This is a genomic window from Neorhizobium sp. T25_27, assembly GCF_002968565.1.
In the GTDB taxonomy this organism is placed as follows: domain Bacteria; phylum Pseudomonadota; class Alphaproteobacteria; order Rhizobiales; family Rhizobiaceae; genus Neorhizobium; species Neorhizobium tomejilense.
Genome location: NZ_PVBJ01000001.1, coordinates 333,499 through 349,592 on the forward strand (window position 1 = coordinate 333,499; position 16,094 = coordinate 349,592).

The window sequence follows — 16,094 nt, forward strand, 5'->3', positions numbered from 1 at the left end:
GATCTAGGGCGAGAGTGGCGCAAGAAAAGGGCGGATGTCAATCGGTTGATGAATTGACGGCCGCTGTTTACTCCACCGCGCGAAACGGCATCAGCTTCAATGCCGGGCTCGATACCGCAATGACTTTGAAGAGTTCGCCCATCTTGCCGGCACCTTCACCGGCCAGCCGGTCGACGGCGGCGGCGATCAGGCGCTGCTCGGTGGGCTCCTTGTCCTTGGCAAGCGCGTTCGCCCGCTCGGCAAGGCCGAGGCCGAAAAGAAAATCGCCCTGGTGCAGGCCGCCGTTCAGGTGAACGCCCGTGGAGACGGCAATACGCGCGAGGTCCTCGAAATCGACATGGCTGGTCAGATCCGCTTCGCCGGGATTTTCGAGTGGCGGATCGTAGTCGTGGTGGCGGATGGCCTGCAGGGTATCGCCGAAACCGGTGACCAGATGGCCGTAGTCGATGATCAGAGCCGTGCCGCCGAAGGTCCGCAAGCGTTCGCACAGCGTCAGCATCACCGCCTGTCGGGCCGGGGAAAGTTCGAAGATCGTGCCGTCGGGAATACCGGCGACGGGCGAGGGCAGCAGCTGCGGGTCGAGCGTGGCTATGCCGACAGCAAAACCGAGCTCGTCCTCGGCGGTCAAGCCGACGAGACGTTCGCGAAAGCCGGTCGGCGTCTTGACGAACTGGCGGATCGGGATCGCGTCGAACAGCTCGTTGGCGGCGATCAGCGTAAAACCTTCGGGAATGTCCTCGAAACTGTCATGCCAGGAAATCTTGGTGGAGAAAGCCTCGAGCGTGATGCGCTGCACGCCGCGCAGGCGCTCGCTGGTCTCGACCAGATGCACGTGCAGGTCTTCGAAAAACCGCGGCGCGATGCGTTTGATCACCCGCAGCATGTCGGCCATCATCGTGCCGCGGCCGGGGCCAATCTCCACCAGCCGGACGCCCGTCGGCGTGCCGTGCTGCTGCCAGGCATGCACCATGAAGACGCCGACCATCTCGCCGAACAGCTGGCTGATCTCCGGCGCGGTAATGAAATCACCATGGCGGCCGAAAGGCTCGCGGGTGCGATAATAACCGTATTCCGGATCGGCGAGGCACAGCGCGAAATAGTCGGTCACGCTGATCGGGCCGTTGGTGCGGATCAGGGTCTTGATCTTTTCGGTGAGGGGGGTGCTCAACGGCCTTGCCTCCCCTCAGGCCTTCGCCGCGGACGTTACCGCCGCGCGGGCACGGAGAATGGCCCAGACACCCGCAGCGATCATAGGCAGCGACAAAACCATGCCCATGGTCAGCCAGCTGGTGCCAAGCAGATAACCGAGCTGCGCATCCGGTTCGCGAAAAAATTCCACGAAGATGCGGCAGAGCGCGTAACCGATAACGAAGGTTCCGGCGATGGTGCCCGGGACTTTCAGAGCCTTGAACCGGAAGATCAGCAGGGCGAGGACGAGGACGAGTACGATACCTTCGAGGCCTGCCTCGTAAAGCTGGCTCGGATGGCGCGAGAACGGGCCGCCGGTCGGGAATACGACGGCCCAGGGCGCGCTGCTGAGGCGCCCCCAGAGTTCGCCGTTGATGAAATTGGCGATGCGGCCGAAGAGCAGGCCGAAAGGCACGACGGCGGCGACCGTGTCGAACATGCTCCAGACGGGAATGGCATTGCGGCGGGCGAAGATGATCATCGCGATCGTCGCGCCGATGAAGCCGCCGTGGAAGGACATGCCGCCGTTCCAGATCTCGATCGCGCGGATGGGGTTCGCGGCCACGGCCCCCATGTCGTAGAACAGGATATAGCCGATGCGGCCGCCAAGCACGATGCCGGCCGCGACCCAGACGAGGAAGTCGTCGAGCTGGACGGCCGTGATCGGCGACTGGCCGTCTTTCCACAGCGAGCCGTTCGCCGCCAGCCGACGGGCATAAAACCAGCCGAGCAGGATGCCGGCGACATAGGCGAGCCCATACCAATGGACCGCCAGCGGTCCGATGGAGAAGGCCACCGGATCGATATTCGGGAACGGCATCAGAGCGAAAAGATGAAGCGCTTCGTACAAATTACAAGGTTCTCATACAAACCGAATTGTCGCGGAACATGGCGGTGCGCTCATCGCCGGTCAAGGCGAATCTCGGGGATTGCCCCTTTAACCCCAGTGAAGTTCGGCGATTGCCGGGAACCTCAGTTATCCTTCATCTGTATCAACTGAATAAGGTTTCCGCAGGTATCGTCGAGCACCACCATACGGACAGGGCCGGCATCCATCGGTTTCTGGGTGAAGGAGACGCCCAGCGAGACAAGCCTCTCATATTCGGAATCGATGTTGTCGACCTGGAACGAGGTTGCGGGGATGCCGTCCTCGACGAGCGCCGCCTTGAAGGGCTTGGCGGCGGGGTGTTCGCTCGGTTCGAGAAGCAGCTCGGTCCCTTCGGGATTTTCGGGCGAGACGACGGTCAGCCAGCGATGCTCCCCCATGGGGATATCGTGCTTCACCTTGAACCCCAGCACGCGTGTGTAGAAGTCCAGGGCTTTCGATTGGTCGTCCACAAGGACGCTCGTGACGTAGATTCTCATGGAAACATCCTTTCTAGAGATGGTGGCGGAGCCACAGGTCAACAGCCTCTCGCAACGGACCGGGATCGAGAGAATGGATCCTGGTCCGGCCCGACCATTCGACACGAACCAGCCCGGCTTTTTGCAGCATGTCGATGTGCTGGGTGATCGCCTGACGCGAAAGTGCCATGCCGTTCTCCGCGAAAAACAGAGCGCAGATTTCGAACAATGACTGGCCAGGGCGTTCGCGCAGGCGATCGATGATCTTGCGACGAGTGGGGTCGCCAAGCGCTTTGAAAATGTGATCGAGATCGTCATCGTTCATGGTGTCAAATATGCAATAAAATTATTGCATGTCAAGGAAGGGCTCGACCGTGCGGCAAGCGGACGATTTGTCCGAGACGGGGCGGCCGGTACCTCGGATGATGCTTGCAAGCGGCCCGCACAGGCCCTACTTGATCCCTATGGACATTCGCCGGCCCGGATTGCCGGCCAGACGATATGGGAGTTCAAAACCATGGCAACCGGCACGAACCGCATTCTCGACGATTTCGCGCGGCTGATGACCGATGCGGCCGGCGCTGCTCAGGGCGTGCGCAAGGAGGTCGAAACGGCATTCCATGCCCAGGCCGAGCGGTTTCTCAACAATATGGATGTGGTCAAGCGCGAGGAATTCGAGGCCGTCCGCGAAATGGCCGCCCGCGCCCGCGACGAGAACGAGGCGCTGAAGGCGCGGATCGAAGCGCTGGAAGCGAAGCTTTCGGGGCAGTGACCTGCGTTTCCCGGGGATGATCAGCCACTCTCCCGTAAAATCTGGCATTCAGCTTGTCAGCTAAGGTGCTGTTTTTTCTTCCTCTCCCCAAGGGGAGAGGAAAGCCGCGCACCTAATACCTTCCCCGTCCCTTCGACCCATGCCTAAAATCCCCGTGCTTCCGTCGCCGGAGTGTTTCGCGAGACGTTCGCGGGCAGGCGGGAGCCGGCGCCCTCATTCGATCCGTAACGTGCGGGGAAGGTGAGGGAGGTGAAAGCCATGGAGTGCTCGTCGCAAAACGACCATTCCTATCAAGCCTCCCCCGGACAGCCATGTCCGGTTCGGTTGAGCCGTGCAAGTGGCAGGCCTGTCCCGAAAGGATGGGCGCGAATAAAGCCACGCAGCGAGGCGAGATGATCACCTGTAGAGGCCGGAAGCCTCGACAAGACGCCGAAGGCCACGCGAATGCGGAGCCACCATTCAAAAAATCAATCGAGGTTCCGCATTCGTGTGGGCTCTCCGTTCGTACCGTGCCGAACAGATTTTCGGCGCGGGCGCAGGTGTTGAAACGAAAAAAATGACGCCCTGTGGACACATTCAAAAAAGCCAGTGTCCAGAGTCGCTTATGACTCCGTTCTGATCTCCGCTGCGAACCATGTTTGGAGTTTTGCCCATGTAAAAACCGAGGAAGGGGCTGGCAGCCGGACTCCGTCTAGGTACACTGATTTTAAAGGATGATTCGAAACGGCTTGGTAAGCTCCAGACAGGGTGACTGCGTTATTCTGGAAGCGTCGGACGATCATCGACAGTGTTGTTCCCGGTTAGTGTTCGCGTGTTTTTGGCGTTTTACCGCACGAATTCGCATTCATTCCGGTCAAGAAGGTGCCGCATGACGCTTATGGAAATGGAAATCGAACGCCAGTCGAATCCGGTCGATATGATCGAATTCGTTGCTGCCTCGAACGATTGGACGTTCGAACGGTCGGGTGAAGACGAGATCGCCATGACCGTGGAAGGCCGCTGGACGGACTACCATGTTTCCTTCTCCTGGATGGAGGAGTTCGAAGCGCTGCATCTCGCCTGCGCTTTCGACCTCAAAATTCCCGACGCCCGCGTCAACGAGGTCATCCGCCTGCTGAGCCACGTCAACGGCCAGGTACTGATGGGCCATTTCGACGTATGGCGCCAGGAAGACGTGGTCATCTTCCGGCAGTCGCTGCTGCTGGCCGGCGGTGCCGAACCCAACAACCAACAGGTCGAAGTGCTGCTTTCGAGCGCCCTCGACGCCTGCGAATCCTATTACCAGGCGTTCCAGTTTGTCGTATGGTCGGGCATGGAGGCGAAAGCCGCCATGGAAGCCGTTCTGTTCGAAACCGTGGGCGAATGCTGATGACCTCGGGTCATTTGGGATCCATCATTCTGATCGGCGCCGGCAATATGGGCGGCGCCATGCTGTCCGGCTGGCTGAAGAAGGGCGTGCCCGGCGCGTCCATGACGGTCATCGATCCGTCGCCTTCGGACGCCATGAAGACGATGATCTCGGAAGCCGGCGCGTCTCATTTTGCGTCGGTGCCCGATGGTGCTTCCGCCGACATCCTGTTTCTTGCCGTCAAGCCGCAGCTCATGGATGCGGTCCTGCCGCCTCTGAAATCTGTCGTCGGGCCCGGTACGGCGGTAGTGTCGGTCGCCGCCGGCAAGACGCTCGCCTATCTGGAAAAACATCTCGGCGAGGCGGCGATGGTGCGAGCCATGCCGAATACGCCGGCAATGATCGGTCGCGGCGTTACCGGCGCCTATGCCAATCCTCAGGTTACCGACGCCCAGCGCGAAACGGTGCAATCCCTGCTCAAGGTCAGCGGGCCGGTGGAATGGGTTTCAAGCGAAGCGGATATCGACGCCGTGACCGCCGTTTCTGGCAGCGGTCCGGCTTACGTGTTCTATCTCGTGGAGTGCATGGCGGAAGCGGGCCGGAAAGCAGGCCTGCCGGCGGACCTCGCCATGCGGCTTGCGCGGGAAACTGTCTCGGGGGCTGGTGAGCTCCTCTACCAGTCCCCGGACGACGCTTCCAGGCTTCGCCAGAACGTCACCTCGCCGAACGGCACGACGGCTGCGGCACTTGCCGTGCTGATGGCCGACGACGGCATGCAGCCGCTGTTCGACAAGGCGATTGCGGCTGCCCGCGACAGAGCCGAAGAACTCGGCGCCTGAGTGAGCTCGAATGGCTGAGAACATCACCTATTCCGACTTCGAGAAGATCACTTTCAGTGACTTCGAAAAGGTGGACATCCGCGTCGGCACGATCATCGAGGTCGAGGCGTTTCCGGAAGCCCGGAAGCCCGCCTTCAAGCTGAAGATCGATTTCGGCCCGGAGATCGGCATCAAGAAATCCTCGGCGCAGATCACCGTGCATTATACCCCGGAAACGCTTGTCGGGCGGCAGGTGCTGGGCGTCGTCAATTTCCCGCCGAGGCAGATCGGACCATTCCGCTCGGAAGTGCTGACCCTCGGCTTCGAGGACGAAAACGGTGCAATCGTGCTTGCCGCCGTCGAACAGCCGGTGCCGAACGGCCGGAAGCTGATGTAGCCCGAGCGCTGATCCGCAGTGCGGATCGTCAGTGGATATCGCGGCTGTCGACCTCGGTCAGGCTGAACGACCGGAACTCGACCTCGAAGCCTTCACGTTGCGGCGAGCAGAAGGTCATGCCGACGGAGAGGTCGGTGAGTTCGGGTGGGAAGAAAGCGAGCCGCGCCATTCGCCAGTCCGGCTGGGTGTCGGTTCGGTACTGGACGAAGAGGGCGTCGCCCATGCGGGTGACGCGGACGGAGATTTCCTCGAAATCGTCGGTGAGGCGGAAGGCGGACCAGTCGGAATGGCCGTTGGTCACCACAACGCTGAAATGGCGGGCGCCGTCGGTGAATTCGACGCCGCATTTCATCCAGTGTTTTTCGTCATGGCGGATCATCAGGCCCGCCTGGTCGTAGAGCGCCTCGTAGCGACCGACGAAGGAGGTTTCGGCGGTGAAGTCGCCGCTTCGGTTCCTATGGAGGAAGTGGCCGCTGTCGCGGTGAAAGCCGTAATAGGTCCCCTGCCAGAAGTCGGTCTCGGAGCCGGAGCGGGCAACCAGACTGCCGTTCTCCTCACGGCTTTCCGGCGGCGGGTTCAGCCAGGTCATGTGGGAAAGGTCGATCGGCATCGGTTCCTCGAAAGAATGATCAGGCTGGGACGCGCACGACGGCGCGCAAGCCGCCGCGGGGACTGTCGGCGAGCGTGACGTTGCCGCCATGGGCGCGGGCGATGTCGCGGGCGATCGCAAGGCCGAGGCCGGTGCCGGACGCGTTGAGGTTGCGAGCCTCGTCCAGGCGGTAGAACGGCTTGAAGACGTCCTCGCGAGACTGCGGCGGAATGCCCGGACCGTCGTCGTCGAGCGTCAGGGTCAGCCACTTGGCACTATGCCGTGCGTCCACATGGAGCGTCTTGGCATAACGCTCGCTGTTGGACACCAAGTTGCCGACAAGCCGGGCGAAGGCATTCGGCCGCACCGCGATCTCGTCCTCGCCGTCGATCTCGTAGGTCATGGTCTTGCCGTGCAGCGCGAATTCCGAACGGAGCTTTTCAAGCAGTTCGCTCAACCGCAGTTCGCCAAAATCTTCTTCCGCTTCGCCCTTGGCGAAGGCGAGATAACCTTCCAGCATCGATTGCATGTCGTCGGCATCCTGGCTCATGCCGGCCAGTTCCGGCTTGTCGCCGGCAAGCGCCAGCTGCAGCTTGAACCGGGTGAGGATGGTCCTCAAGTCGTGGCTGATGCCGGCGAGCATGGCGGTGCGCTGTTCCATCTGCCGTTCGATGCGCTCGCGCATCTGGATGAAGGCAAGGCCGGCGCGGCGGATTTCATCAGCGCCGCGGGGAGCGAAACCATCGGTCTTCTGTCCCTTGCCGAAGCTTTCGGCAGCACGCGCGAGCGTCAGGATCGGCCGGATCTGGCCGCGCAGGAAAAGGATGGAGATTATCACCAGGACGACGGCCGCCCCGATCATCCAGACGAGGAAGATATGGGTGTTGGAGGCATAGGTGGAGCCGCGGCGGACGAAGACGCGCAGCACCCTGGTATCGAACTTGATACGGATTTCGACAAGCCGGCTGTCTCCGATCGTGTCGATCCAGAAGGGCATTTGGATCTGGCGGGTGATCTGTTCGGCAAGGATGTCGTCGAGGATCTCAAAGAAGGGGCGGGAGCGGGGCGGCGGCAGCTGGCCGTTTTCTTCGACCGCGATGGTGAGGTTCAGCGCGTCGCTTGCGATGCGGCTGATGGCGTCATAGTTGCTGTCCTGCGGATAGGCCTGGATCACCTCGATAATGCCGGCGATATCTCGCACCGTGCTTTCCGACAGGCGTTCGGTCACCATGCGCCAGTGCCGCTCCATGAAGACGGAGGCGACGACACCCTGCAGCAGCAGCATCGGCAGGATGACGATCAGAAGCGAACGGGTGTAGAGGCCGGTCGGCAGGCGGCGGCGCAGCCAGCGGGTCATCGGGCGCCAGCCCGGCAAGATGAGCCGGTCCATGTCGCGCTTCAGTGGGTCGAAAAGTGCCATCCTGCCTTCAGCCTGTGCCGGTCTCTTCCGGCTAATCGATACTCAGCCTGTATCCGATGCCACGCACCGTCTGGAGATAGACGGGGTTGGCCGGATCCTCCTCGATCTTACGCCGCAAACGATTGATCTGCACGTCGATCGTGCGCTCGCCGACCTCGGCATCATCGCCGATCAGCTCGTGGCGGGGGATGGTGTCGCCGGCCCGCAGCGCGAAAAGCAGCATGATCTCCTGTTCGCGATCGGTCAGCCGGATGGTTTCGGCGGCCCTGCGCAATTCCTTGCGCGGGATGGAGAAGGTGAAGGGGCCGAACATGATCTGCTCGATCTTGGGCGTATCGGGCGAGGTGCTGCGGCGCAGGATATTGTTGATGCGCAGCACCAGTTCGCGCGGATCGAACGGCTTCGACAGATAGTCGTCGGCGCCCGCTTCGAGACCGGCGATACGGGATTCCGATTCGGCGCGGGCCGTCAGCAGGATCACCGGAACCGTCTTCTTCTGGTAGAGCGACTGGGTAAGCGAAATGCCGGATTCGCCGGGCATCATCACGTCGAGAATGATGAGATCGAAATGCAGGCCTTCGAGCTTGCGGCGGGCCTCGGCGGCGTCGCCCGCGACGGTGATGCGAAAACCCTGCTCCATCAGGTAGCGGTTCAGAAGATCGCGGATGCGCGTGTCGTCATCGACGACGAGAAGATGAGGTGCATCATCGGAAGGGGGCAGTGTCGTCATCTCAAAGGTCCCACTTAGTCCAAGTCGCTGTCGATAGGCTCTAGGCTTTCGTCGCGGCCGCGCATACGGCGCAGGAATTCCTTGACCGAGGCCCGCGTGTCGGGGGGCAGCTCGTCCATGGCGCGAGCGATACGGCGCGATTGCGGCTCGGAAAGGGCGAGAGCCAGCTCACGGCCTGCAAGGGTCGGATAGAGCCTGCGCTCGCGGCGATCCTTGGCGCCGGCCATCTGGCGTATATAGCCGGATTCGATCAGCTGCTTGAGAACGCGCGCAAGGCTTTGTTTGGTGATCTGCAGCGTGTCGAGAAGGTCGGTGACCATCATGCCCGGCTGGCGGCAGACGAAATAGACGACGCGGTGGTGGGCGCGGCCCATGCCGATCTTGGCGAGGATCGCATCCGGATCGGACACGAAATCGCGGTAGGCGAAGAAAAGCAGTTCGATGGTCTCGAAGTCGATCTGGGCTTCGTCGACTGCCGGCATTGTCGGCATGACCTTCTTGACGGCTTTTCCCGTCGATGCGCGCGACACTCGCGTTTCCTTTCCCTTTGCGGCTGCTTGCCCCAGGGTCCGAAGATCTTGGGGCCGAAGCTCTTATTGCCATCTCGCATTGTAACCTGCCGCTCGTCATAAAGCGCGATCAGGCTGAACAATCAACAGCATTTGTTGGGGAGGGCGGGGACGCTGCGAGCTACCGGGAAGGGCGCTGCCGAACAGCGCCCTGTTATGGTGGAGTTCAATCGTAGATGTGAACGATACGGCGGGTGCCGGGATCGACAAGAACCGGGCGGTCGTTGACGACGACGTAATCGTAGTCGTAGTCCGGCACCTGCTGGACCACGACCTCAGGCGGCAGCGTCGCGCCGATCGCCACTTCGTTGCGGACGTAGACCGGCCGGACCGGGTGCTCTTCGATGTAGCTGATGACGGTTTCCGGCGGCTCGACGGCTTCGACCGCACCGACCGGGCCGAGCAGGACATCCCCCGGACCCGGCACAGCAGCCGGCGGGGTGACGCTTGCGGTCGTCTCATAGGTCACGGACGGCACTTCATACCGAGTGCGGTATTCTTCCACCGCCACCGCCGAGCCGTTGTGGCGGATGGTGAGGTATTCCGCATAGACCCAGCCGCGCATGCCGTTGACGTCGATGCGGCACCATTTGCTCCCCTGGAGGCAACCGTCCATCATGGCCGGGCTGCCGCGGGTGGCCATCCCGATCTCGGGATAATCCTGGCCGGGACCGGAGCGGACGATGATGTCCGAGGCGGTGGTGGTTGTCATCTGCGCCTGGGCGGGCAGGGCAAGCGCAGAAAGGACGGCGCCGAGGCCAAGCCACTTCAATTCCGAGCATTTCAACCAAGTCGTCATGGATTTTTCTCCTCATGTTGACTGGCAGGGTAACACCCGCATGCCCTGGTGGTTCCGCCGAATGCGGGCGGATTCTGCAAGCTGTGGCGAGGGTGCCACAGGTAGAATGGGGGACGGAACCTTTGTGCCGCCAACCCATTGATCCCGCCATAAGCACCGGAGAGACCCATGACAAACCCGACCGCCACCGCCCAGACCTTCAGCGCCCAGACCTTCAGCGCACTACCGCCGATCAGGATGGAAACACCCGGCGCGGCCAATCCGCTCAGAAGCGTGCTGGTGACCGTTTTCGTGCTGAAGATCGCGATTGCCGCCTTTCTGATCGCCACCGTATCGCTTGCACCGCCGGTTTCCGCCAACGCCCATTACACGACCCTTGCCTCGAACTGATCTTTTCGGCTGAAATGCCCTGCGTTTATCGGTATATCCCGGCAAGCATCATCGTTCAGGCCGAGGCATCATGGGCAAGTTACAGGCCGGTATCATTCCGGTTACGCCATTCCAGCAGAACTGCACCATCCTCTTCGACGAGGAGACCAAGCAGGGCGTCGTGGTCGATCCGGGCGGCGACGTGCCGACGATCCTTCAGGTCATCAGGGAAAACGGCATCACGGCCACGGAGATCTGGCTGACGCACGGGCACATCGATCATGCGGGCGGCGCCGCCGAATTGCGCGAGGCGCTGGGCATCCCGGTGATCGGTCCCCACGAGGCGGACCTGCCGCTGCTGCAGCGCCTGGAGATGCAGGCGGAAAAATTCGGGGTCAAGATGGAGGTGCGCAACGTCTTGCCGGACCGCTGGCTCAACGAAGGAGACAAGGTTTCGTTCGGCGAGCATGTCTTCGAGATCTTCCATTGCCCCGGACATGCGCCCGGACATGTGATCTACTACAACCGTGCCCAGGGTTTCGCGCATCTCGGCGACGTGCTGTTCAACGGCTCGATTGGGCGCACGGATCTGCCGGGCGGAGATCACGATACGCTGCTCGCTTCGATCCGCGACAAGGTTCTGCCGCTCGGGGACGAGGTCGGGTTCATCTGCGGCCACGGGCCGGGCAGCCGGATCGGCGACGAACGGCGCACAAATCCATTCCTGCGCGGTCTCGGCGGATCGGAGCCGCAACATACCTCGGTTTAAAAAAAACCCGGCATCTCTGCCGGGCTTCAACTCGAAATGGCAAGCCTCTGGAGGCTTAGCCGGAGATCTGCAGATTGACGGCCTTGGGGCCTTTGCCGCGACGATCCGGTTCCGTGTCGAAGCTTACTTTCTGGTTTTCAGACAATCCGGACAGGCCGGAAGCCTGTACGGCAGAGATATGGACAAAGATATCGGCGCCACCATTGTCAGGCTTGATAAAGCCGAAGCCTTTGTCGGTATTGAAGAATTTTACAGTGCCAGTCTCGGCCATGCAGCAGGTCCTTTTCTCTCTGTCCGTGTTCAGCGGCGGACAGCATCACAGTGTAGCCCCGAAGGGCGGCGGCAGGCAGCTTTAAGAAAGGGTCCCTGTCTTTACCGCGATGACCGGAAGGAATTGCTTTGAAATCTCCGCCCCCGGCCTACCGCCCGAAGTCTTAGCGCCTTCGGAGCGCGTCATTATAGGTCTTCCCATGCTCGTAAATTGCCCGAACTTGCACAGAGTGCTGTGTTTATTGAAAATTGGCAAGAAAAAGTTTTTTGAATTATCGCCACAATGGCAAATTGCAAATCGCGGGAACCCCCGGAAAATGCGGGCTTTGAGCCTCCGCTGATGGTGCGGCAAGACGATTCCATCGCCGGCAATGCTTTGCTAACCTTCATCTGTGCCGTTTTGGGGCAAATGACGCGAAAAGAAAAATTTTTGCCGCTCATGTCTCTGAACGAGGGTCGGAGCGGGTTCCGGGCCGATATTGCGGCTGATAGCGGTCACGCATCCCGAGCGGGAAAACTGCGGTTCCTGATACTACTCGCCGCTGGATTGCCGGCGGCCAAAAGCGCGGGCAGGCCTTGCGAATACCGGTTTGGCCAGGGCCGGAGGAGGTAGGGTCGCGGCGGCCCGGCTGGTGCCAAGCGTGATTTCGTTGCCGGTCGTCTGGAGCGGCGCGAAGTCGGCCAGGCTTTCCGGAAAGCTCTCGTTGAATGTCGTCGGGGCGAGTTCGGGCCGCGCCAAGGCATAACCCTGCATCAGCGGCACGCCGAGCTCTTCGCAGAGATCCACCTGCCAAAGCTCCTCAAGCCCTTCGAAGATCGGTTCGATACCATCGTCGAGCATCTGCCGGACGATGACGCGCAACAGCGCGTAACCGGCGGAATTGTCGAGGAAGTCGCGCACCCACGCGGCCTCGAACTTCACGTAGTCCGGCTTGATGCGCTTCAGGCGGTCAAGATCGGAATCGCGGGCGCCATAGTCGTCGATCGCGATGCGGAAGCCGACCGCCTGCATGTGTTCGGTGAAGGCAACGACAATGTCGTCGGCCGCGCCGGATCTTTCGGAGATTTCGCAGATGATCCGATCAGGCGCCAGACCAGCCTCGTGGCTGGCGACCTTGATGCGATCGACTTCCTGGCGCATTTCCTGGGACGTGCGGAAGAGGCCGGGATGGAACTTGACGAAGATCCCGGCGCGGGACCGGTTCAGCCGGCCGGTGTTCAAGATGTGAATGGTGCGCAGGATGCTGTCGACATCGGCCATATCGACCGGGGACACGAGCGGAAAGAACTCGGCCGGCGACACCGGTTCGCCATCGCGGGAGGCGCGCAGCAGACCTTCGAAAGCTTCGATTTCAAGGCCGGTTTCCGGGCCGGAGCGAAAGATCGGCTGTAGCGCGGATTGCAGCAGGAAAGGACCGTAGACGGTGGAGAACGACCCATTGTCGCTGCGAACCAGATTGGCGAAGATGCTTCTCGGCGTCATGCCCGTGCCCGTCGATGTCCGTTATCCATCCCTCCCGGTTGTAGCAGCCAAGGGTTACGCGGTTGTAAACAAGGTTTCGAAGGTTTTAATCAGCTTCTTTCATGGCTCACATTCAAGCTTTGTGCTTGAAACGGCGTCATAGTTTAGACATAGAGCGTACGGGCGGTTTTCGGCGCGCGATGCCGCCGTGTTCAACAGCTCTTCAGGACGAAGATTATGGCCTTTCTTGCCGACGCACTTTCCCGCGTAAAGCCCTCTGCCACCATCGCCGTTTCCCAGAAAGCCCGCGACCTCAAAGCAAAGGGCCGCGACGTGATCGGGCTCGGCGCAGGCGAGCCGGACTTCGATACGCCGGACAACATCAAGAAAGCCGCCATCGACGCGATCAATCGCGGCGAGACCAAATATCCGCCGGTATCCGGCATTCCGCAGCTTCGCGACGCAATCGCCAAGAAGTTCAAGCGCGAGAACAATCTCGATTACACGCCGGCGCAGACGATCGTCGGCACCGGCGGAAAGCAGATTCTTTTCAACGCCTTCATGGCGACCTTGAATCCCGGCGATGAAGTGATCATCACCGCGCCCTACTGGGTTTCCTATCCGGAGATGGTCGCCATCTGCGGCGGCACCTCGGTGATCATCAAGGCGAGCCAGGAAAACAACTTCAAGGTGACCGCCGCCGATCTCGAAAAGGCGATCACGCCGAAGACCAAGTGGTTCCTGTTCAACTCGCCGTCCAACCCGTCGGGCGCTGCCTATAGCCATGACGAGTTGAAGGCGCTGACCGACGTGCTCGTCAAGCACGAGCATGTCTGGGTGCTGACCGACGACATGTACGAGCACCTGACCTATGGCGACTTCAAGTTCGTCTCGCCGGCGGAAGTGGAGCCGAAGCTCTACAACCGGACGCTGACGATGAACGGCGTTTCCAAGGCCTATGCGATGACCGGCTGGCGTATCGGCTATGCGGCCGGCCCGCTCGAACTGATCAAGGCGATGGACATGATCCAGGGCCAGCAGACGTCAGGTGCCTGCACGATCGCTCAGTGGGCTTCCGTCGAGGCGCTCAACGGTCCGCAGGATTTCATTCCGCAGAACAAGAGGATCTTCGAAGGCCGCCGCGACCTGGTGGTGTCGATGCTGAACCAGGCGAAGGGCATCGTCTGCCCGTCTCCGGAAGGTGCCTTCTACGTCTATCCGTCCTGCGCCGGCCTGATCGGCAAGACCGCGCCGTCGGGCAAGGTCATGGAGACCGACGAGGATTTCGTCACCGAACTTCTGGAAACCGAAGGCGTGGCCGTCGTCCACGGTTCGGCCTTCGGTCTCGGCCCCAATTTCCGCATTTCCTATGCGGCTTCGGAAGAACAGCTCGAAGAAGCCTGCAAGCGCATCCAGCGCTTCTGCGCAAACTGCAAGTAAGCTGGCCTCACTCAATCAACCGAAGCCCACCGGTGACGGCGGGCTTTTCTGTTTTCCGGCATCCGTTGACCATGACAGCGGCCGGACATACATTTCGGTTATGAAAACCGTTTCTCTTCGCGAAGCTCAGGACCGTCTCGACGAACTTGCCCAGGATGTGGAGCAGGGCGAGACCGTGACGCGGGACGGTAAGCCGGTGTTCGATATCGTGCCGCATACGGAAGTATCGAAGCCGGCTGAGAAGAAGGGCGGCATCGACTGGGAAGCAGGTCAGGCCTATCTGCGGTCGAAGGGCATTTTCAACCCGGTGCCGTATATCGCTGAGGATTTCGACGATCCTTTGCCGGAAGATTTCCTGCTAAGGCCGTTGCCTTGACTAAGCGCTGTCTTCTCGACACGCATATGGTCATTGCCGTTCTGCAGGTCGAAGGGCTGCAACTGGCGACGATCGACCGCGCGCTCGTCGGACATCGCCTGGCATTGAAATTTTGAGCAAGAGGCGCCGTAAAGCGCCGCCGCACCCAAATTGGCCCATCAGCCCTTGGTCAGCTTCACGATCGTCGATTCCCCGCCGCCGCGTTGTTCGGTGACGGCGTAGACGGCACCGTCGGGACCGACCTTGACGTCGCGGATGCGGGCCTGGAGCGGCACGCGCTCCTCATAGGCGACCTTGTCGCCGTCCATGTGGACGACCACGATGCCCTGGGCGACGAGGCCGCCGATCAGGAAGGAATTTTTCCATTCCGGGATGGCGTCGCCATCGTAATAGGCCATGCCGGACGGGGCGATGACCGGGTCCCAGAAATAGACCGGCTGTTCCGTCTCCTTCATGGCAGTGATGCCCTTGCCGACCGGCTTGCCGCTGTATTCGATGCCGTAGGTGACTTCTGGCCAGCCGTAATTCTTGCCGGCTTCCGGACGGTTCAGTTCGTCGCCGCCGCGCGGTCCATGCTCGACGGTCCAGAGACGGCCCTGTCCGTCGAGGGTGGCGGACTGCAGGTTGCGGTGGCCGAGCGACCAGATTTCCGGCCGGGCGCCTTGCCGATTGACGAACGGATTGTCGGGCAGAGCCTTGCCGTTCACGTCGATCCGAAAGACTTTGCCGAGGCCGCTCGCGATATCCTGCGCCTGCACACGCGGCTGCGGATCGGAACGTTCTCCGACCGTCACGTAGAGTTCGCCGTTGGGGCCGAAGACCAGGCGCGAGCCGAAATGATTGTTGCCGTCATAGCTCGGCATCTGGCGGAAGATCACCTTGACGTTCTCGAGCTTGCCACCGCCGCGGTTGTCCCGGACGAGTTTTGCGGAGGCGACCGATGTGCCGTTTCCGTCCTCGCGCTGTTCGGAGAAGGAAAAGAAGATCATGCCGGATCTGGCAAAATCCGGGGCCAAGGCGACGTCGAGCAGGCCGCCCTGGCCTCTGGCGAGGACTTTCGGAACGCCCTCGATTTTCGGACCAGCCTCGCCTTCTTCAGAGATGATGTGCATGGCACCTTGCTTGGCCGTCACCAGCATCCGGCGGTCGGGCAGAAATTCCATGGCCCAGAGATGCGGCAGGCCGTCGGCGACCACTTCCTGCGCGATCTTCGGCATCCGGGCCGGCTGCGGAGCGCGCGTCTGGTTGGCGAAGGCGGGTTTCTGGTCGCGGGCGTTCGGCGCTTTGGTTTCCGCGGATTGGCCGACGTTTTGAGCGGGAACCGGGCCGGCCAACAGGGCAAGCGAGAGGGTCGAACCGGTCACGAGAAGACTGAGGCGTTTCATCATGGACTCCCTTTCAATAGGGCGGCATCGACCGCCAAGGCCTGCAACG

20 protein-coding genes are annotated in these 16,094 nt (G+C 61.3%); 8 read left to right on the forward strand and 12 right to left on the reverse strand.

Annotated features, from left to right (window positions below):
* Positions 1 to 67: 67 nt before the first annotated feature.
* The 4 genes from C5J24_RS01740 to C5J24_RS01755 form a co-directional block, all read right to left on the reverse strand.
* Positions 68 to 1,168, reverse strand: coding sequence for a class I SAM-dependent methyltransferase (locus C5J24_RS01740; RefSeq protein WP_105415137.1), 1,101 nt, complete (start codon positions 1,166 to 1,168; stop codon positions 68 to 70).
* A gap of 15 nt (positions 1,169 to 1,183) precedes the next feature.
* Positions 1,184 to 2,008 carry a prolipoprotein diacylglyceryl transferase gene (lgt, locus tag C5J24_RS01745; protein ID WP_105416558.1) on the reverse strand — a complete coding sequence of 275 codons (825 nt, stop codon included), beginning with the start codon at positions 2,006 to 2,008 and terminating at the stop codon, positions 1,184 to 1,186.
* Between the two features lie 152 nt (positions 2,009 to 2,160).
* The gene (locus C5J24_RS01750) at positions 2,161 to 2,553 is read right to left on the reverse strand and encodes a VOC family protein (RefSeq protein ID WP_105400519.1); all 393 of its coding nucleotides are present in this window, start codon (positions 2,551 to 2,553) and stop codon (positions 2,161 to 2,163) included.
* A gap of 13 nt (positions 2,554 to 2,566) precedes the next feature.
* Entirely contained in the window at positions 2,567 to 2,857 is a 291-nt protein-coding gene (locus tag C5J24_RS01755) for a helix-turn-helix transcriptional regulator (protein WP_046632997.1), read from the reverse strand.
* Between the two features lie 192 nt (positions 2,858 to 3,049).
* Between C5J24_RS01755 and C5J24_RS01760 the strand changes: the two genes are divergently transcribed.
* The 4 genes from C5J24_RS01760 to C5J24_RS01775 all read left to right on the forward strand — a co-directional run bounded on the left by C5J24_RS01760 (position 3,050) and on the right by C5J24_RS01775 (position 5,867).
* Positions 3,050 to 3,304 (forward strand): accessory factor UbiK family protein, encoded by a 255-nt coding sequence (locus C5J24_RS01760; RefSeq protein ID WP_037076291.1) that lies wholly within the window; start codon positions 3,050 to 3,052, stop codon positions 3,302 to 3,304.
* 868 nt (positions 3,305 to 4,172) lie between these two features.
* Entirely contained in the window at positions 4,173 to 4,673 is a 501-nt protein-coding gene (locus C5J24_RS01765) for a YbjN domain-containing protein (RefSeq protein ID WP_046632999.1), read from the forward strand.
* A complete protein-coding gene (gene proC / locus C5J24_RS01770) occupies positions 4,673 to 5,491 on the forward strand; it encodes a pyrroline-5-carboxylate reductase (protein ID WP_105416560.1) in 819 nt (272 codons plus the stop codon). The genes C5J24_RS01765 and proC overlap by 1 nt, the downstream gene beginning before the upstream one ends.
* A gap of 10 nt (positions 5,492 to 5,501) precedes the next feature.
* Positions 5,502 to 5,867 carry a tRNA-binding protein gene (locus tag C5J24_RS01775; protein WP_105415139.1) on the forward strand — a complete coding sequence of 122 codons (366 nt, stop codon included), beginning with the start codon at positions 5,502 to 5,504 and terminating at the stop codon, positions 5,865 to 5,867.
* Between the two features lie 28 nt (positions 5,868 to 5,895).
* Here the strand turns inward: C5J24_RS01775 and C5J24_RS01780 are convergent, their stop codons facing one another.
* From C5J24_RS01780 to C5J24_RS01800, 5 genes are all read right to left on the reverse strand, one after another.
* Positions 5,896 to 6,477: a DUF1349 domain-containing protein gene (locus tag C5J24_RS01780; RefSeq protein ID WP_105415141.1), complete on the reverse strand. Its 582-nt coding sequence runs from the start codon at positions 6,475 to 6,477 to the stop codon at positions 5,896 to 5,898.
* Between the two features lie 19 nt (positions 6,478 to 6,496).
* The gene (locus C5J24_RS01785; RefSeq protein ID WP_105400523.1) at positions 6,497 to 7,876 is read right to left on the reverse strand and encodes an ATP-binding protein; all 1,380 of its coding nucleotides are present in this window, start codon (positions 7,874 to 7,876) and stop codon (positions 6,497 to 6,499) included.
* Between the two features lie 31 nt (positions 7,877 to 7,907).
* Complete coding sequence (locus C5J24_RS01790) at positions 7,908 to 8,606, reverse strand: response regulator (RefSeq protein ID WP_046633005.1); 699 nt, start codon at positions 8,604 to 8,606, stop codon at positions 7,908 to 7,910.
* A gap of 14 nt (positions 8,607 to 8,620) precedes the next feature.
* Positions 8,621 to 9,097 carry a MarR family winged helix-turn-helix transcriptional regulator gene (locus C5J24_RS01795; protein ID WP_105400934.1) on the reverse strand — a complete coding sequence of 159 codons (477 nt, stop codon included), beginning with the start codon at positions 9,095 to 9,097 and terminating at the stop codon, positions 8,621 to 8,623.
* Between the two features lie 244 nt (positions 9,098 to 9,341).
* Positions 9,342 to 9,974: a DUF1236 domain-containing protein gene (locus C5J24_RS01800; RefSeq protein ID WP_105415143.1), complete on the reverse strand. Its 633-nt coding sequence runs from the start codon at positions 9,972 to 9,974 to the stop codon at positions 9,342 to 9,344.
* A 168-nt stretch (positions 9,975 to 10,142) separates the two neighbouring features.
* Here C5J24_RS01800 and C5J24_RS01805 point away from each other — a divergent pair, with 168 nt between their 5' ends.
* Entirely contained in the window at positions 10,143 to 10,364 is a 222-nt protein-coding gene (locus C5J24_RS01805; RefSeq protein ID WP_105415145.1) for a hypothetical protein, read from the forward strand.
* 70 nt (positions 10,365 to 10,434) lie between these two features.
* Positions 10,435 to 11,112: an MBL fold metallo-hydrolase gene (locus C5J24_RS01810; RefSeq protein WP_105415147.1), complete on the forward strand. Its 678-nt coding sequence runs from the start codon at positions 10,435 to 10,437 to the stop codon at positions 11,110 to 11,112.
* A gap of 55 nt (positions 11,113 to 11,167) precedes the next feature.
* Here the strand turns inward: C5J24_RS01810 and C5J24_RS01815 are convergent, their stop codons facing one another.
* Both C5J24_RS01815 and C5J24_RS01820 read right to left on the reverse strand, forming a co-directional pair.
* Positions 11,168 to 11,383, reverse strand: coding sequence for a cold-shock protein (locus C5J24_RS01815; RefSeq protein ID WP_046633016.1), 216 nt, complete (start codon positions 11,381 to 11,383; stop codon positions 11,168 to 11,170).
* Between the two features lie 531 nt (positions 11,384 to 11,914).
* A complete protein-coding gene (locus C5J24_RS01820) occupies positions 11,915 to 12,865 on the reverse strand; it encodes an EAL domain-containing protein (RefSeq protein ID WP_105415149.1) in 951 nt (316 codons plus the stop codon).
* A 216-nt stretch (positions 12,866 to 13,081) separates the two neighbouring features.
* On the opposite strand from C5J24_RS01820, the gene C5J24_RS01825 reads away from it, so the two are divergent.
* Positions 13,082 to 14,284, forward strand: a complete 1,203-nt coding sequence (locus tag C5J24_RS01825; protein WP_105415151.1) for a pyridoxal phosphate-dependent aminotransferase — start codon at positions 13,082 to 13,084, stop codon at positions 14,282 to 14,284.
* 100 nt (positions 14,285 to 14,384) lie between these two features.
* Complete coding sequence (locus C5J24_RS01830) at positions 14,385 to 14,660, forward strand: type II toxin-antitoxin system Phd/YefM family antitoxin (protein ID WP_105415153.1); 276 nt, start codon at positions 14,385 to 14,387, stop codon at positions 14,658 to 14,660.
* Between the two features lie 158 nt (positions 14,661 to 14,818).
* Here the strand turns inward: C5J24_RS01830 and C5J24_RS01840 are convergent, their stop codons facing one another.
* Complete coding sequence (locus tag C5J24_RS01840) at positions 14,819 to 16,045, reverse strand: PQQ-dependent sugar dehydrogenase (protein WP_105416562.1); 1,227 nt, start codon at positions 16,043 to 16,045, stop codon at positions 14,819 to 14,821.
* Positions 16,046 to 16,094: the final 49 nt, after the last annotated feature.